This is a genomic window from Ruminococcus bromii, assembly GCF_002834225.1.
GTDB lineage: Bacteria > Bacillota > Clostridia > Oscillospirales > Acutalibacteraceae > Ruminococcoides > Ruminococcoides bromii.
Genome location: NZ_NNSR01000053.1, coordinates 1 through 18,471, shown reverse-complemented (window position 1 = coordinate 18,471; position 18,471 = coordinate 1). Strand labels below are relative to the sequence as shown.

15 protein-coding genes are annotated in these 18,471 nt (G+C 36.5%); 13 read left to right on the top strand and 2 right to left on the bottom strand.

Features of this window, described 5'->3' with window-relative positions; all coding sequences use genetic code 11:
• Nucleotides 1-152: 152 nt before the first annotated feature.
• Both RBATCC27255_RS05685 and RBATCC27255_RS05680 read right to left on the bottom strand, forming a co-directional pair.
• Complete coding sequence (locus RBATCC27255_RS05685; RefSeq protein ID WP_101029121.1) at nt 153-590, bottom strand: transposase; 438 nt, start codon at nt 588-590, stop codon at nt 153-155.
• A 63-nt stretch (nt 591-653) separates the two neighbouring features.
• Nucleotides 654-1,676 (bottom strand): LacI family DNA-binding transcriptional regulator, encoded by a 1,023-nt coding sequence (locus RBATCC27255_RS05680; RefSeq protein ID WP_242958583.1) that lies wholly within the window; start codon nt 1,674-1,676, stop codon nt 654-656.
• 218 nt (nt 1,677-1,894) lie between these two features.
• On the opposite strand from RBATCC27255_RS05680, the gene melB reads away from it, so the two are divergent.
• From melB to RBATCC27255_RS05615, 13 genes are all read left to right on the top strand, one after another.
• The gene (melB, locus tag RBATCC27255_RS05675) at nt 1,895-3,370 is read left to right on the top strand and encodes a melibiose:sodium transporter MelB (RefSeq protein ID WP_101029119.1); all 1,476 of its coding nucleotides are present in this window, start codon (nt 1,895-1,897) and stop codon (nt 3,368-3,370) included.
• A 1-nt stretch (nt 3,371) separates the two neighbouring features.
• Nucleotides 3,372-4,652, top strand: coding sequence for a galactokinase (locus RBATCC27255_RS05670; protein ID WP_101029118.1), 1,281 nt, complete (start codon nt 3,372-3,374; stop codon nt 4,650-4,652).
• 34 nt (nt 4,653-4,686) lie between these two features.
• A complete protein-coding gene (gene galE, locus RBATCC27255_RS05665; protein WP_101029117.1) occupies nt 4,687-5,679 on the top strand; it encodes a UDP-glucose 4-epimerase GalE in 993 nt (330 codons plus the stop codon).
• Nucleotides 5,680-5,689: 10 nt separating this feature from the next.
• Entirely contained in the window at nt 5,690-7,201 is a 1,512-nt protein-coding gene (galT, locus tag RBATCC27255_RS05660) for a UDP-glucose--hexose-1-phosphate uridylyltransferase (protein ID WP_101029116.1), read from the top strand.
• Between the two features lie 16 nt (nt 7,202-7,217).
• On the top strand, nt 7,218-8,285 hold the full coding sequence (locus tag RBATCC27255_RS05655) for an aldose epimerase family protein (protein WP_101029115.1): 1,068 nt from the start codon (nt 7,218-7,220) through the stop codon (nt 8,283-8,285).
• Nucleotides 8,286-8,490: 205 nt separating this feature from the next.
• On the top strand, nt 8,491-8,754 hold the full coding sequence (locus RBATCC27255_RS05650) for a GHKL domain-containing protein (RefSeq protein ID WP_101029114.1): 264 nt from the start codon (nt 8,491-8,493) through the stop codon (nt 8,752-8,754).
• Nucleotides 8,755-9,281: 527 nt separating this feature from the next.
• Nucleotides 9,282-10,394: an acyltransferase family protein gene (locus tag RBATCC27255_RS05645; RefSeq protein ID WP_169923271.1), complete on the top strand. Its 1,113-nt coding sequence runs from the start codon at nt 9,282-9,284 to the stop codon at nt 10,392-10,394.
• A 349-nt stretch (nt 10,395-10,743) separates the two neighbouring features.
• Entirely contained in the window at nt 10,744-11,190 is a 447-nt protein-coding gene (locus tag RBATCC27255_RS05640; protein ID WP_101029112.1) for a hypothetical protein, read from the top strand.
• Between the two features lie 22 nt (nt 11,191-11,212).
• A complete protein-coding gene (locus RBATCC27255_RS05635; RefSeq protein WP_101029111.1) occupies nt 11,213-12,460 on the top strand; it encodes a hypothetical protein in 1,248 nt (415 codons plus the stop codon).
• A gap of 112 nt (nt 12,461-12,572) precedes the next feature.
• Nucleotides 12,573-13,925 (top strand): hypothetical protein, encoded by a 1,353-nt coding sequence (locus tag RBATCC27255_RS05630; protein WP_169923270.1) that lies wholly within the window; start codon nt 12,573-12,575, stop codon nt 13,923-13,925.
• A gap of 26 nt (nt 13,926-13,951) precedes the next feature.
• On the top strand, nt 13,952-15,226 hold the full coding sequence (locus RBATCC27255_RS05625; RefSeq protein WP_101029109.1) for a hypothetical protein: 1,275 nt from the start codon (nt 13,952-13,954) through the stop codon (nt 15,224-15,226).
• Nucleotides 15,223-17,568: a hypothetical protein gene (locus tag RBATCC27255_RS05620; protein WP_101029108.1), complete on the top strand. Its 2,346-nt coding sequence runs from the start codon at nt 15,223-15,225 to the stop codon at nt 17,566-17,568. Before RBATCC27255_RS05625 ends, RBATCC27255_RS05620 begins: the two co-directional genes overlap by 4 nt.
• A gap of 26 nt (nt 17,569-17,594) precedes the next feature.
• Nucleotides 17,595-18,470 (top strand): ABC transporter ATP-binding protein, encoded by an 876-nt coding sequence (locus RBATCC27255_RS05615; RefSeq protein WP_101029107.1) that lies wholly within the window; start codon nt 17,595-17,597, stop codon nt 18,468-18,470.
• Nucleotide 18,471 lies beyond the last annotated feature (1 nt).

Here is an 18,471-nt window from a genome sequence, read left to right as displayed (position 1 = left end):
GGCAGCTAATCCGGGGAGCCGTTTTTCTTTTTGAACTGCAAACCGTACCAATGCGGGAATCTCACTTTCTTTCGCCGCCTGAAACTATTTTGTCCATCCGGTGACTGCTTGTTGGTAGTCTGTCACTTCATAAAGTCTGCACATTTCCTCTTTCATGGCATAACAAACAGCAAGGTCGTGATGATCTTGCAGAATAGATTGTAATTGCTCGGTTTGCTGTCGGAGAGTTTATCTGAGTTAATGAGCAATGACCAACGCAGCTTCTTGAGTTGGCTGTATTCCTGCTTTTCGGCTTTAGCTTCTTGTTTAAGAGATTTCATAGTTTCCTTGTCGGTATCATCCGAGATATCGGCAAGGATTTCTTTTTCTTTGGCTTTATGCCTACGAGCTTCATCCAGACGAATAACGCCGAGAACATCTCTGCCAAATTGCGACTGCATATGAAAGCGATCATATACAATCTGTGCTTTGGGCAAATGCTTTGTTACAAGCTTGTTGTAAGATGCGTTCATGTCCATCGCTACCGCGATGACTGCTGACAAGGAGTCGGAAGGCACATCTTCAAAGAACTTTTCAAAATCCTTCTTAATCTATCATTTGTGGAGTTATAATATAATTTATCATAGCACACAATCGTATGATAACGATAATAATTATAAACTTTTAGGTTTTGCACATGAGTTGCGAACTTTTATTGGACAAGGTAGATAGACACGCATAGGAGAATAATAATCGGTGCTTTTAGGTTTCATCATATTCAAAATAAATCTAATGCCGTAAATACCCATTGCGTATACAGGTGCGTTCACCGTAGTGAGCGGAGGGTTTGTATATCCCGAAAGCTCCGTGTTATCAAATCCCATAACAGAAATATCCTCAGGAATTTTGTAACCGTTTTCTTGCAGAGCTCTCATTGCACCGATTGCAATATGATCACTTGCCGCAAAAATAGCTGTGGGGAGATTCCCTTTGCTGATCATTTCTGACATCATTTTATAACCGGATGATGTTGAAAATTTGTCCTGTATAATATACCCATCATATTTAATGTTTAGTTCATCGCAAATGTCTGTGAAAGTGTTGAGTCGTTTATCAGGAAATATCGTTCCATCCTCAAGCTGTTCAATGCCTCCGATAAAGCCAACTGTTCTATGGCCTAAATCATATAGATATTTAATTGCATCGGACACTGCCTGACGAAAGTCAAGTGATACGGATGTGATTTCAATATTCTCAACGGTCATATCAAGAAAAACAATTTTATTATTCAATGAATGCAGTAATTTTATTTCTTGTTTACTAAACTTTCCGAGGCAGATTATGCCATCAACATCACAAAGTACATTCTGATAGTCATTGTCTGTTTTAAATGTTCGTACAATACTTATATTATTTTTTGAACAGTAGTCCTCGATACCCTGTCTCATCAAAAAGTAATAATTATCTTCAATTTCCTGTTTGGAAGAGAACCATTGTAGAATTCCAATGCGACATGAAGGTGCTGATGTAACCCTTTTTTTCTTTACATAATTAAGTTCTTTAGCTGCTGCAAATATTTTTTGCTTCGTTTCAAGCGAGGTGCTGAGGGTAGTGTCATTATTAAGCACTCTTGAAACAGTAGCTACTGATACATTTGCCTTTTTGGCAACATCTCTGATTGTAGCCAATTGAATCACCTCACTACCATTATAGTGAAATATTACTAAAAAATCAAGTCGTGTTTAGTGAAAAACGGAGAAAGCAAAAAGTTTACCAAAAACTATTGACAATTTACGAAACAAAACATATAATTTAGTTAACATAAAAACAAAAGAAACATTATTATTAAATAATAACGAAATCTTTTGTGCAGGTTGTCACGGCGTTTCATTTAAAATTAAAAGGAGGAAAAATTATGAAACAGACATCATCACAACCAAGACTTGATGGCAAAATCCCAGGTAGAATCAAATACACCTTTGCTTTAGGTGCCCTCGGCAAAGATATGATTTATGGTATGATTGCCACATTTTCAATGATTTATTTCACAGACATCATCAAGGTCAACCCGGTATTTATCGGCGTAATGTTCTTTGTTGCAAAGTTATGGGATGCCTTTAATGATTTGTTTATGGGTATGATTGTTGATAACACACGCAGCAGATGGGGTAAATTTATTCCATGGCTTGTAATAGGTACGCTGGTTAATTCAATTGTATTTGTTGTTTTATTCACAGACTTCCACCTCGATGGCGTTGGACTTTGCGTATTTGCAACAGCAGCTTACATACTCTGGGGTATGACTTACACAATTATGGATATTCCTTATTGGTCAATTATTCCTAACCTCACTTCAAATCCTGAGGAGAGAGAAAAAGTTTCGGTACTTCCGAGAATCTTTGCAAGTATCGGTCAGTCACTTGTTATTGCAGGCTTTGGTGTTCAAATTATTGAGGCTCTCAGCGGCGGCACAACAAATCAGGCAGGTTATCACAGATTTGCAATCATAATTGCAATTGTATTTATTCTTACAATCGGTATTACAGTAATCAATCTTCCGAAAAAGAGAGATGATTCTGTTCCGGAAAAGAAAGTTAAGTTTAAAGATATTTTCTCAATCATCGGCAAGAACGATCAACTTCGTTGGGCGGTAACTCTTATCTTCCTTTACAACATCGGCATTCAGTGCATTATGGGTGTTGCTACATATTATTTCAAATATGTTTGCGGCAACGCAGGAATGATGTCATCATTTATGATCAGCGCATCAATCGCAGAGGTTGTAGGTCTTATTGTATTCCCTAAGGTTACAAAATTTCTTTCAAGAAAAACTTCATTCCTTCTTGCATGTCTTTTACCTGCATTTGGTCTTGTAATGCTTTTGTTCGTAGGTATTTTTGCTCCGCACAATGTTGTGCTCACATCAATCTCAGGTGTTATTGTAAAACTTGGTACAGGTCTTGAACTTGGTTGTGCAACAGTATTCCTTGCAGATGTTGTTGATTACGGTGAATTTAAGCTTGGAACAAGAAATGAAGGCGTTGTATTCTCACTCCAGACGCTTATCGTAAAATTTACAGCGGCTCTTACAGCACTCGGTATTGGCGCGGCACTTGGAAGCACACAGTATATTCCGGGTCAGGAACAGTCATTTGCAACAGTAGCGTCAATCAGTACACTTATGTGCATTGTTCCTGCGGTTTGTATGCTTATTGCTTATGTTGTTTACAGAAAGAAATATAAACTCAATGACGGTATGATGAAGAAGGTTATAAACACAATCGGTGCAAGAAGAGAAGGCAAGATTGATATGACACAACAGCTTGATGAAAGCGGTAACACAGAGCCCTCTATGTTCCTTCCTACAGTTACGGAAAAGGCAGGTAAATAAAATGATTGATACTAAAACAGCAATTGAAAAAATTACAAACGGCGAATTTGATAATCTTTTCACTGATATATATATAGATTCATCAATGATTGATTATCAGAAAAAAAGATATGTTCATGCAATTGAGCAGTATGAAACAATTTTTTGCCCTGATAAGGTAGCAATATTCAGTGCTCCCGGCAGAAGTGAGGTTTGCGGTAATCATACAGATCACCAGCATGGAATGGTGCTTGCAACATCCATTAATCTTGATACTATTGCTGTGTCGGCCAAGAATAACAATGATGTTGTAAGATTTGTTTCTGACGGTTATGATATGATTACTCTCAATATAAATGACCTCGAAGTTAATAATGATGAGGCAGGCACAACAGTCAGCCTCATCAGAGGTGTTCTTCGTGGACTTAAGGATCATGGATACAAAATTGGTGGATTCAATGCTTATGCAACAAGTGATGTACTTGTTGGTGCAGGACTTTCATCGTCAGCAGCTTTTGAGGTAGTTGTCGGAACTATTATTTCCGGCTTATATAATGATATGAAAATAAATTCAGTTGAGATTGCTCAGATTTCTCAGTATGCTGAAAATGTATTTTTCAAAAAGCCGTGCGGACTTATGGATCAAATGGCTTGTTCAGTCGGAGGAATGGTTAACATTGACTTTAAAGATCCGACAAAGCCAATTGTTAAGAAAGTACCTACCGAATTTGAAAAATATGATTACAGTCTTTGTATTGTTGACACAAAGGGCGATCATGTTGATCTTACAGATGATTATGCTATGATTCCCTCGGAAATGAAGAAGGTTGCAAATTTTCTCGGAGAAGATTATCTGAGAGATTGTGATTCAAACGAATTTTATATTCGCCTTGACGAAATTCGTGAGGCTGTTGGCGACAGACCGGTACTTCGTGCAATTCATTTCTTTAATGAGGAGCATAATGTTAAAAATGCCGTTTCGTCACTTGAAAACGGTGAGTTTGTTGAATTCCTTGACGCAATCAGAAAATCCGGTAATTCGTCGTTTAAGTATCTTCAGAATGTATATACAACAAGAGATATTCAACATCAGAACATCTCGGTAGCCCTTGCACTCAGCGAAAGCCTTCTTCGCAATTACGGCGTGTGCCGTGTTCACGGCGGTGGATTTGCAGGTACAATTCAGGCGTTTGTCAAAAATGATTTTGTAAGTAATTACAAAGAATTTATAAATAAAATTTTCGGAGAAAACTCATGCCATGTTCTCAAAGTGAGAAAATACGGCGGAATAAAAGTAATGTAATTATGTAGGTTTTGTTTTTATTAAGGAGGACAAAATGAAAATTCTTGTTTTAGGCGGTGCCGGATATATCGGTTCGCATACAGTTTACAGACTTATTGAAAGCGGTAATGAGGTTGTTGTATTCGATAACCTTGAAACAGGTCATATCGAGGCGGTTCATCCCAAAGCAAAATTTTATAAAGGTGATCTCAGAAACAGAAGTGAAATTGACAGCGTTTTTGATAAAGAAAAAGGTATTGATGCTGTAATTCATTTTGCAGCCAATTCACTTGTCGGTGAAAGTATGACCAACCCTCTCAAATATTATGATAATAACCTCAACGGCACAAAGGTTTTGCTTCAGTCAATGGTTGCTCACGGAATTGATAAGATTGTATTTTCATCAACAGCGGCAACATACGGTGAGCCTGAGAGAACTCCTATTCTTGAAACCGATCCGACAAATCCGACAAACTGTTACGGAGAAACAAAAAAATCCATGGAGAGAATGTTCTATTGGGTTGAAAAAGCACATGGTTTAAGATATGTTTCTCTCAGATATTTCAATGCATGCGGAGCACATATCAGCGGAAAAATCGGTGAGGCACATAATCCTGAAACCCACCTTATTCCGATTATTCTTCAAGCGGCACAGGGTACCCGTGACCACATAAGTATTTTTGGCACTGATTATCCCACATCTGACGGAACTTGTATTCGTGATTATATCCATGTCACTGACCTTGCACAGGCTCATATTCTTGCAGTTGAATATCTTATGAAGGGCGGTAAAAGTGATATATTCAATCTTGGCAACGGTGTAGGTTTTTCTGTTCGTGAGGTAATTGAAAAAGCAAAAGAGGTTACACAGAAAGATATTAAGGTTGTTGAAGAAAGCAGAAGAAGCGGCGATCCTGCTGTATTGATTGCATCAAGCGATAAGGCGAAAACTGTACTTGGCTGGAAACCTGAGTATGATGATCTGGGAACAATTATTAAAACAGCGTGGAAATGGCATTCAACACATCCCAACGGCTATAGTAAGTGAGGTGGTATTTATGAAGAACAGTGTTTACGGCTTAATATTAAGACTTGTTTCATACGGAATCAATACAGGGCTTATTGAAAAAGAGGATATAATCTACACGCAAAATAGGCTTTTGTCGTTGTTCCATATGGATGAACCCGATGACAGTTGTACTTGCCTTACAGCAGATAACGAGGATACTCTTGAAGAAATTTTGTCGGGACTTCTTGATTATGCATACGAAAAAGGAATCATTCCCGAAAATACAGTAACATATCGCGACTTATTTGATGTGAAACTTATGGCTTCACTTGTTAAGCGACCGTCAGAAGTAATAAGAGAATTTTGGCAGAATTATAGCTGTTCTCCTAAACTTGCAACCGATAGCTACTATAAATTCAGCTGCGATACCGATTATATAAGAAGATATCGTATTAAGAAAGACTTAAAGTGGAAAACATCAACCGAATACGGTGATATTGATATCACTGTAAATCTTTCAAAGCCTGAAAAGGATCCGAAAGCTATTGCAGCGGCAAAACTTCAAAAACAGTCGGGCTATCCGAAATGTTTGCTTTGTAAGGAAAATGAAGGATATGCCGGAAGAGTAAATCATCCTGCAAGAGATAATCACAGAATTATTCCGCTCACCATTGACGGAGATAACTGGTTTATGCAATATTCTCCGTATGTTTATTACAATGAACATTGTATTGTATTTAACGGTGAGCATACACCAATGGTAATCAATGATTCTACATTCAGAAAACTGTTTGATTTTATTTCACAGTTTCCGCATTATATAATCGGTTCGAATGCTGATTTGCCGATTGTAGGCGGTTCAATACTTACACATGAACATTTTCAGGGTGGCAGATACAGCTTTGCACTTAATAGGGCAGAGGTTGAAAGAAAGTTTATCGTTAACGGCTTTGATGATGTGGAGTGCGGAATTGTAAAGTGGCCTATGTCAGTTGTAAGATTGACAGGTAAAAACAAGGACAGCATTATTTCATTATCTTCTTATATTCTAAAGAGTTGGAGGGCGTACACGGACGCAAATGTTGGCATTTTTGCCGAAACAGACGGTGAAATTCACAACACTATTACTCCGATTGCTTTTACAAAGGATGGAAAATTTGTTATTGACCTCGTTCTCAGAAATAATATTACAAGTGAAGAGCATCCTCTGGGAGTATTTCATCCTCATGCGAATTTGCATCATATTAAAAAAGAAAATATCGGCCTTATTGAAGTTATGGGACTTGCAGTATTGCCCTCAAGGCTTAAAGATGAAATGGCTATTTTAAAGGATGCTATTCTTAATCACAAGGATGTAAGTGAAATTCCGAAAATCAGCAAACATTCCGAATGGGTAAATGAATTTGTTTCGCAGTATGATGAAATCAATGAAAATAATATTGATTCAATAATTCAAAATGAGATAGGAAAGGTGTTCCTTAATGTTCTTTTGGATGCAGGTGTATTCAAAAGAACTCCTGAAGGACAAAAGGCTTTTGATAAATTTATAAAGACGCTGTAGTAAAGGAAGTGCTAAAATGTCAAAGGTAAGGGTAGTGAATTTTGAACCTACATCCAAAGGTGAAAACACTCATCTTTATACAATAGAAAATAACAGCGGAGCAAGCGTGACATTATGTGATTTAGGCGCAAGTGTCGTTTCGATAAAAGTTCCCGACAAAAACGGTAGTATTAGAGATGTAGTTCTCGGCTATGAGCACATTGACGGTTATGAATTTGACGGAACATACTTCGGTGCTACTGTCGGAAGATGTTGCGGAAGAATTGCATACGGCAAGTTTACTCTTAACGGAGAAGATTATCAGCTCCCTGTAAACAATGGGAGTAACCATCTACACGGCGGATTTAACAGCTTTAGCCGCAAAGTGTGGCTTGCGGTAGTTGATGATAAAGTTCCAAATACAGTTCTATTTATGCTTGATAGTCCCGATGGTGATGAGGGTTATCCCGGAAATATGAAGGTCTTTGTACGCTACACCTTTGATGATGAAAATGTACTTACGATAAAATGGTCGGCAGTTTCCGACAAAGACACAATATGCAATATGACCAATCATTCATATTTTAATCTTAACGGACATAAAAGCGGTAAAGTTACTGAAAATCACAAGCTGAAAATAAATGCAAATTTCTTCATACCGATAAATTCAAACCTCAATCCCACAGGAGAGATAACTCCCGTTAAGAATACATCGTTTGATTTTACCGAACCCAAGTTAATTGGAAATGGTATTGACAGAAAAAACGAGCAGATTGGTTTTGCAAACGGTATTGATCATATGTTTGTGCTGAATCATTCTGATGAAGAATTTGTGCTTGCAGCCGAAGCTGAGGGTATTGATAGCGGAATAACATTAAAATGCTATACTTCTCAAAAAGGTGTTCATGTATATACAGCAAATTATGTCGATGTTTCGTCCAATATGGGAAAGGATTCAGCAACATACGGAGAAAATCCAGCGTTTTGTCTTGAAACCCAAGGCTTTCCCGATGCTGTAAATCACAAGACTTTTCCTACGACAATATTAAAAGCAAACGAAAACTATACACAAACTACGAAATATATTTTTGGTATAAACAAATAAAATAAGCTAATTTCTAACTCCTTTTAAAAATAAAATCTCTCTAAAATCAAGGACCGCCTATTTCTTGGGTGGTCCTTGATTTTTAATCTATGAGGATGTTTCATGTTTTACAGTATTACACCGTCTTAAACATATTCTTTTTTAGCGGTTATGTGCAATTCTGCCTGAAAATCACCCTGTTCTGTTTGCACCGTAAAACCGGAACATTCCTCTTGCACGGCTGTTTTTACAAACTGCATTTTTCAAATGCAAAAATAAAATTATTGATTCTGTATTGCCTAAAAATCCTTTGTTGCATACTGATAAGGCAGATAAGAAAAATCACGGCAAGGGAATTTCTATAGTAAAAAGTATTGCCAAAAAGTATGGGGGAGATGTAGTTATTTCGGAGAAGAATAATGAATTTATAGTTTCGGTAATTTTAGATAACCGAATTTTTACCAAAAACCCACTATTTTTACCTGATTAAAATCAAATATTCTAAAAAATGCTATCGTTTCTTTAAGGTGTTATGCCAAGAAAGCGGAATGCAGATACAAAATAATCAGTTAACGCATAAAATAGCAATAAAATAGTTTGACTAATATATAATATTGTGTTAGAATTATACGAAAAAGGATAGCATTTTTGTTTTGTATTGAATTTTATGTTTTAGCCGTATTTGCGTTAATTCCGTTATTATACTTTGGCCTTGTGTTGCAGGAATTTGAAACTTTTATTATCAAAAAATTTAAATAAGGTTTAAAGCTAATAAGGTTTAAAGCTAATAAGGTTTGAAGCTGCTTCCGTAAATAAGAATTATAGAGTGCAATTTTTGTCGATTTTTTTACAGTTTTTGCACAATCAAAGTTTACAGTATGGTTTTGAGATATGATTAAACAAAATATAGGATAAAAAATCAGTGAACATTTTTAATATAAATCAAAAATTAAGGAGAGTTGAATTTTGAAAAAGGGTAGAAATTTGCGTAGCGTTAATACTGACGGAGGGGTGAATTTGCAATTCAAACTTTTGTCGGCAATCGGAATTATCATTATAGTTTCCGGACATTGTTATCATGGCGGAATGGAACTTGCTTATAACTGGTTTCCGCCGTATTCGTATAATTTGGCACTGTTTGTATTTATATCGGGATATTTTTACAAAACCGATTATGAAGAAAATGTCGGAAAATACATATGGAAACGAACAAAGCGGCTTCTTATTCCTGCGTATCTGTGGAATATATTTTACGGTGGTATGGTTGCATTTCTCGGTTTGTTTGGATTTACTATAGGTGCAAAGCCTGATTTATACAATCTTTTTGTTATGCCGTTTGTTGACGGTGAGGCTTTTCAATATAACCTCGGTTCATGGTTTGTGTACCCGCTGTTTTTGGTTTGTATAATAAATGTGCTGTTCAGAAAATTTTTGAAACTGATTCATTTTGACAATGAATTTATAGTTTTGATAGTGTATCTCGCAATCGGAATGATAGGAATTAACACTGCACTAGAAAATCCGACTGCAATTAACGGTATAGTGAAACTTCTTGTCAGAACAATGTTTTTCCTGCCGTGTTATGAATTCGGTCGCTTTTATAAAGCTGTGCTTGAAAAGAAAGACACTCTCAATAATGTTGCGTACTTTGCAATTATATTTGCTGTACAGCTGATACTTTTAACTTTTTGCAAAGATTTGGAGTACACTCCGTCGTCATTTACTAAATTTAACAACGGTTTTATAATTCCGTATATCTCGTCAATCACAGCAATTGCATTTTGGCTGAGAGTTTCAAGATTGCTTGTACCTGCCATAGGAAACAGCAAGCTTGTAAGGCTTATAGCTGACAACACATACGGAATTATGGTAAATCAGCTTGTAGGCTTTATGTGCCTAAAATTTGTATTCTACGGATTAAGCCGCATTACTTCAGGCTCATTGTTTGGTGACTTTAATGTTGCATCATTTAAATCAAGTATATGGTACTACTATCTTCCAAACGGTTTGCAACAGTGGGCTTTTGTATATCTTATATTTGGTCTACTTGTACCGATATTAATTAGCATTATTTTAAATAAAATCTGTCATATTGCACAAAAATATATTGTGAAATTTTGTAACAAATAATATCTAAAAATTATTGCGTTTATATATTTGATATGTTAAAATTATCTTACAAGATAGATAAATTGATTAATAAATGTAATTACAATACCAAAGCTATAAAGCTATATTGTAAACATAAAATATAGGAAACTGCTTAATTTTAAATTACAGAAGTAGCGAATTGATTTAAGAATATAAATTTAATTTTAAAACTTATTTCAGTATGTTGTGTTTAAATGACAGTTGAAGTATTAATATTTAAATAAAATTTTAGCAATTAAAATAAGTATGAAAGGAGGTAAGTCCAATGGATTATTTAGAGACAAAAGTATAAAAAAGATTAATGAAAATTATTTAGGAGGAAAATTTGATGAAATTAAAAAAACTAATTGTATCAGTTATTGCTTCAACTTTGCTGATTTCATCGGCAATCTCAGCAAGCGCTGTTGAGAAAGTATCTACAGGTACAGTATATATGGGTGGATATGAATTATATGGTTCATTAACTGTTTATCCAATTCATGCAGAGGGTTTTACCTACTGTGAGAAGAAAGATGCCGGTAAAAGTGCTCGTACTGTTTATGCTTATTATAACAAAAGCGGTGATAGAGAAACTAAAGCTGCTGGTTCAAGTGGCTATGTTTATAATAACAGTACTGATTTATCTGTAGTTACCGGAAATGTTAATGCTTCAGTATTTTCAAGATATGCGGGTGCTGTAACATACAGTAAAGTGATTTATCCAAAGCAAACATATTATAGTTGGACATCAGATGGTACGAATAACGAGTTGCGAATGGGTTGTTATAAAAGGTAAATAAAATTAAGGCGGTATTCTGATGAAAAAATTTTTATGTTTAATTTTAGCGTTGTCAAGTATATTTGTTTTTACTTTATTTGGATGTACAAACGATAAAAGCAAGCCAATTTCACAAAACGCACTAATTGATTATTCAAACGATATGCAGATAACATATTTGTGCAGCGGTGGTGGCTCTTCGATTCCTGCAACAAAATCAGACACTGGATATTATTATATTGGTGATGACAGAATAATTATTTATATCGATAGCAAAACACAGAAAGCAACTCCGCTTTGCGCAAAACCTGATTGTATGCACAATGATCCTGATACTTGTGATGCATATGTAAATTTATCAGAAAACATATCGCAGGATTCACTATGGGGATCACTTGGAACGGCAATTCAGTATTATCAGGGTTATTTGTATATGGTTTGCGGTGAATATGATAAAAGTATGATTGAATATAATACCTATTTGATGAAAATGGATAAGGACGGAACAAACAGACAAAAAGTCACCGATTATTTTGATAGTCCATTCACAAATTGGTTTATTCATCAAGGCTACTTTTATTACACCTCGGACTCTTCTGTTCTCAGAATACCGCTCACGAACCCAAAATCAAGCCCAGAAGAGGTATACAAAGCTCAGCATTTTATCAAGGATAACGAAAATACATATTCTTCGTTCTGTGCATATAAGAATTATATTTATTTTCAGGTTGACGAGCTCGACGAAGAAGGAAACGGTATTGGCAGACAGACTATTTGCCTAAATCTTGATACAATGAAAAAATCTTTTCTTAAGATCGGCAAGAACAACGCATCTTTTTCTGCGTTTGCGGGGGACAGTATGATTATGTATTATTCCGATGGTAATGAAAAAGTGTATGTAAAGGCAGATTTAGAGGGCAATAATTGCAAAAATATATTTTCACAAAAAAGCAACGAAATTCAATCAATAACAGGCGATGGAACATATTACTATTTTGATAATAGTTTTCAAGTCGAAAATGGTTCATCAAAAGAACAGAAGATAACTGTTTGTGATGAAAACTTAAAAGAAATCGACACATTTAAATTGCCAAATATGGATACCAAAACATACAACTTTTTTGCCCCTCAGGACGAAAATTGTTTCCTATTTGAATGTTTTAACGAGAAAGATGAACGTTGCCTTGTTATGGCGGATAAAAGTCAGATTGGAACAATTGGCGGAAATACTATAAAATTCAAAGAACTGTGCAAACTCAAGTGGGCTGATGATAAAAATAACAACTAGCTGTTGCAAGGTAATTATTATGAGAATATTTTTTTGTGAACTATATAAGTTACTGTCAAAAAAGATTTTTATAATATGTCTTGTTGTCGCCTTATGTATAAATGCTTTTACATTGATATATTCATCTGCCGAAAATTATAATGACAGAACTAAGCATAATAACATAGAGTATTATAATTCTTTAATTAAAAACTGTAACTCTTCGAAAAAAGCAAGTGAATATTTAAAAAAAGAGTTGGATATTATCAATGAAAGGTTAACGGAGAATAGTACCGATAAGGATGCACTTGTTGAAAAAATGACTCTTTTGAACGACCTTATCTCACAGCAAAATTACATAAACAGATATGATGATTTCATAAATAATATGCAAATAAGGGCGGATAATCAATTGTCCTTTTCCATATTTGCAGAACCCGATAGTTTTGCTTATAATAATATACAACAAACACCCCTGGATTTTCAGCATCTAAAGGGTGTTGAGTTATATGCAGGCAACAATACATTTGCAGAAAATGCAACGCAGTTTCAAATAACAGATTATCTGATGATTGTACTTGTTGCCTTAACTTGTATATTGCTTTTTTACACAGAAAGGGAAAATGGATTGTATCCCCTAGTTCGTAGTACAAAAAACGGAAGAACATCAACAATAGTTGCAAAACTGTTTGCAGTGATAGCTGTTACTGTCGTTACAACTATCCTTTTCTACTTATCGAATATACTGATAACAGGAATATACTTTGGCTTTGGAGATATGAGCAGGTACATTCAGTCAATAGGGATCTTTATGAATTGTTCCCTAAAGATTAGTATTTTTGAATATTTAATTCTTTGGATATTAGGGAAGACCCTAACTTTGTGTGCATTTTCATTGTTGTTTTCCTTTTGTTTTACAGCTGTGAAAGCTTCAGCGAAAATTTACGGAATTATTGTTGTATTTTTAGCCGTTGAAATTACTGCAAACCTTTTTATTGAGGGTGCATCGGCATTTTCATTCTTTAAATATGTAAATATTGTTTATTTCCTGTCAAACAACAACTTGTTCGGTGAGTACCTGAATGTAAATATATTTTCAAATCCTGTCAATATAATCATGGTATGGACGGTGGTTGCAACAACCTTAGCTTTGGTTGGCTTTTTTGGCAGTGTGACAGTATATCCAATTAATGCTTATGGATATACTTATTGTGAGAAGAAAGACGCCGGGAAAAAAGCAAACACATATTTTGCTTACTATGATATTTCAGGTAAATTAAGGGAATGCGGCATTGTTTCAAAAAATTTTGTATACAATGGACAAGTTGGTTTAAATAAGAAAACTCCAAGCCCCAATACAGATATTTTTGATTATTATGCAGGTGCAATGACAGTTAGTGAAGTCGTATATCCTAATCAGACATATTATCACTGGTCTTCTGAAAATACTGATTATGAACTCAGACTTGGCATATACAAAAGATAAATAATTAAATTGCGAGAGGTATTCTAATGAAGAAAACAACTGCAATGATGGCATTACTTTTAACAATTTATGCTGCTGTATTTTTTTATGGCTGTACGAATAAATCTTCATACTCAAATTCCGATGATGCATATATAAATTATGCAACAGATATGCAGCTAATGTACCATATCGGCGGAAATGCACCTATGACAAAATCAGATAAAGGTTATTATTATATCGGTGAGGACGGAATCGTGATTTTTATTGATAAAGAAACAAAAAAGGCTACTCCTCTTTGTTCAAAACCAAATTGTACTCACGATGACCCTGAAGCTTGCGATGCCTATTTAAACTTAACGCAGAAGCCCGATACGCTTGTTGGTGCCCATGATTCTGCAATACAATATAATGACGGATATTTGTATGCTTTATGCGGAGAGTATGACAAGAGCTATATAAATTACAATACATATCTTATGCGTATGAAGCCTGATGGAAGCCAAAGGGAAAATCTTACGGGAAGCTTTAATTTTTATGCTTTTGAATGGTTCATACACAGGGGATATTTTTATTGCTCTACTGATTCATCAGTAATTAGAATACCTCTTGATTCACCTAAATCAGAACCGCAGATTCTATACAAAACGGATTACTATATTAAGTCCAGCTTGAGAGCTGTTTCTCAAATATGTGCGTATAAGAATTATTTTTACTTTACTGCCGACGAGAGAAATGAAAAAGAGGAAGGACCCGGTTTAAGTATCAAATGTATCAATTTAGATACATTAGAGATTAATGACATTCCTAAAGCTAAAGGCTATCAAGTGTTTTATAATTTCTTTTTAGACAACACAATGATTGCGTCCTATTACGATAAAAATTCGGATGAAAATGTTTATCTTAAATGCGATTTGGATGGAAATGTAAAGGAAAGCTTTTTCACAATAGCTCATAAAGATAATTTGCGATATTCAACCGATGGAAAATACATATATGGTGATAATTGTGTGCAGGTCACCAGAAAAGATGCAGAAAAACAGATTATTACGGTTTACGATTTAAATATGAATGAGATAGATTCGTATGTTCCGCCTGAATTTGAAAATATAGTATGCAATTATATTAATCCACAGGATAATGAATATTTTATTTTTGAATCTGTAGATGATAACGGAGAACGAATTTTAGCTATGGCGGATAAAAGTCAACTCGGCTCAATCGGCGGAGAAACTATAAAATTCACCGAGCTTTGCAAGCTGAAATGGGCTGAAAAGAAGGACAGCAATTACTATGTAGAGGGACAGGCGAGAGTTGAATGAGAATTGTGGGTAGCGAATATTTAAAGCTGTTTTCAAACAAAATATTTCTTATTTGCATCATCGCCTTTTTCTGCGCCGATTCTCTGTTTTTCGTAATGCTTCAATCCTCTGATTATGAAAATTCGGCAATTTCAAGTGATGTCGGGGCATATGAACAGCTTATTCGGGAATGTAACGACGCAGAGGATAAAAATGCGTTCTTTGAAAGCAAGAACACGGAGATACAGATTGCACAAATTATTTTGCACAACGGAAATGCAGATGAATACAAGAAAAAATATCCAAAGCTGTATGACAATGCGGCAGGCTTGGACTTGAACGATGATGAGCTGTTCAACCGCTCGGTTATGCTAAGCAACATACAGGCTCAGCTCTCTCACATAGACAGCTATGAAGAGTTTATTTCCAATATGAAGTCGAGAGCCGAGCAACAGAGCAGCTTTTCCATTTTTGCAGAGCCGGACAGCTTTTCGTTCAGAAATATTGAAAAAACTCCCGTGGATTTTGCCGAGGTTAAAGGTGTTAAGCCCGTCCTCGGCAACAACAAGGCGGTTGAAGCCGCAACCTCATATGAGGTTTCAAGCTATATTTTGCTGATTATCGTATTGCTCGTCAATATTTTGATGTTCTCCGTTGAAAGAGAAAAGGGATTGTATATTCTTGTGCGGTCAACGGCAAAGGGCAGACTGTCAACAATAGCCTGCAAGCTCTTGGTTGTTTTGAGCGTTACGGCGGTTGTTAGTCTGCTGTTCTATGCGAGCAACATTATGACGGCAGGCACAGTCTACGGCTTTGGAGATTTGAGCCGCCCCGTGCAGTCGAGCAAGCTGTTTTTAAACTGCGCATTAAATGTTACAATGCTTGAATACCTGATTTTGTGGGTACTCGGCAAAACGCTTTTGCTCTGCTCTCTGTCAATGCTCACGGCTTTTTTATTCGTGGTTATCAAGTCCTCCGCAAAGACCTATTTAATCTTGGCGGCGGCACTGATTTTTGAATTTTCCTGCTTCATTTTCATTGACGGTAGCTCTGTGTTGGCTTCGCTAAAATTTATAAATATTTTCTACCTTATCAGCGGCAACAATATTTTCGGCTGTTATCAGAATGTCAATATTTTTTCACAGCCGATTAACATAATCACCGTTTTCATCGGCTTAGCTATAGCTCTCTCCGTTGTCGGAGTTTTGGGAGCGGCATTGGCGTTTTCAAGGCTGTCACAGCATAACGGAAAGCTCGTTTTGCTCGACAGGCTTATGTCACGGCTCGGACGGTTTAAGAAAATCAACGGAAGTGTGAGAATATACAGCGGCGAGGCTTACAAGCACTACAAAACCTCCTTCGCCCTCGTCGCAGTAATTATCCTCGTGGCTCTCGGCTTTGTCAGCTACAATGATGATTTGAGTATTATATTCAGAAGTCCTCAGGAAAGCGCCTATGACACCTATATGCAAACGCTTGAGGGTGAGCTTGACGAGGAAAAGTATGATTTTATCGAGAGTGAAAGGGCTTATTTTGACGAGCTTACAAGAGAAGCCGAGGAGCTTTCAGCCGACAACACGATTTCGGCTGAGGAAAAAACGAACAGGCTCAATACCATTGATGGTATTTTAAGCATAAGAGGAATGGCATTTGAGGACATTTGCGCTCAGCTTGAATATGTTAATGGAAAGGCTGAGCTGACGGGCGAAAAGCCTGCACTTGTCAATGAAGTGGTGAACAAGCGGCTGACTATGGACACCTTTAGGGAGTGGGAGTATTTTGCTCTGCTCTTAGCCGTGGTTATCTTCTGTACCTCCAACATTTTGGCGATTGAATACAAGACCTCTATGGTTAACTTGATTTCGGCAAATAAGCACGGCAAAGCGAGGCTGTTGATTATAAAGCTCTTAACCGTCCTGATTACCACGGTGATTTCCTATATCTTAATCTATCTGCCGTATATGCTCAACTTTATCAAGACCTTCGGCACGGCATCATTTGATTTACCGCTTGCATATTCAAGAGATTTTTCGGCTCTGACAAGCGGCATAACCGTGGGCGGATATATTCTTGCTCTCGGCTTTGTTCATCTGCTTGCGGCAGTCGGCGCAACGGCTTTGGTCTATCTGCTCTCCTACATATTTAAAAATCAGTTTGTGACAATGATAATTTCAAGCGGCTTGCTCCTTATACCCTGCGTGGTGTTCATTGATAACAGCAAAATCCGTATGGTATCGGCATTTTCAAATAATGCTCAGACAGCCGTTATCGGCATAATCACCGCCGTTTGTCTGCTGATAATCGCAGTATCGGCTCTGATTATCTTTGTCCCCAAGCGCAAAAGTACGAAATTTATAATTTAAGTTTCAAGGCAAAAGAGGTTGTAAATATGGAATTAGCTTTAAATTGTATCAGCAAAACCTATAAAAAGGGCTCGGTAAAGGCGCTTGATAATTTCAGCGTTACCTTAACTCCGGGAGTATACGGCTTGCTCGGACCGAACGGAGCAGGCAAGTCCACGCTGATGAACATTATCACCGACAACCTCAATGCCGACGGCGGAGAGGTGGTTTACGGCGGTGAAAATATCAAAAAGCTCGGCAAGGATTACCGAGCCGTACTCGGCTATATGCCCCAACAGCAGGGCTTGTATGATGATTTCACCCTCAACCGCTTTTTGTGGTATATGGCGGCTTTAAAGGGCTTAAAAAAGAAAGAAGCCAAGGAAAAGATCACTCAGCTTCTTGAAACGGTTAATCTGACAGATGCCGCACATAAAAAGTTAGGCTCGTTTTCGGGCGGTATGAAGCAGAGAGCCTTGATTGCTCAAGCGCTTCTGAACAATCCCGAAATTCTCATACTTGACGAGCCAACGGCAGGACTTGACCCAAAAGAGAGAATTCGTATCCGCAATTTTATAAGTGAAATTGCAGAAGATAAAATCGTGCTCATTTCTACTCATGTTGTGTCCGATATCGAGTTCATTGCTAAAGAGATTATACTTCTAAAGCAGGGAAAACTCGTGTCACATGATACCTGCCAAAATCTTGTAAATGAAATTGCAAATAAGGTAGTTGAGGTGGAAATTGAAAAAGAGGAATTAAAATATTTTCAGGATAATTATCGAGTTTCAAATCTCTATCATAATGATGATAAAATCGTAGTAAGATTAGTAACAGATAATCCCCCTGAAAATCATAAAATAACAATTGCAAACCCAACCCTTGAAGATTTGTACCTCTATATTTTTGAACAAGGAATGTGAT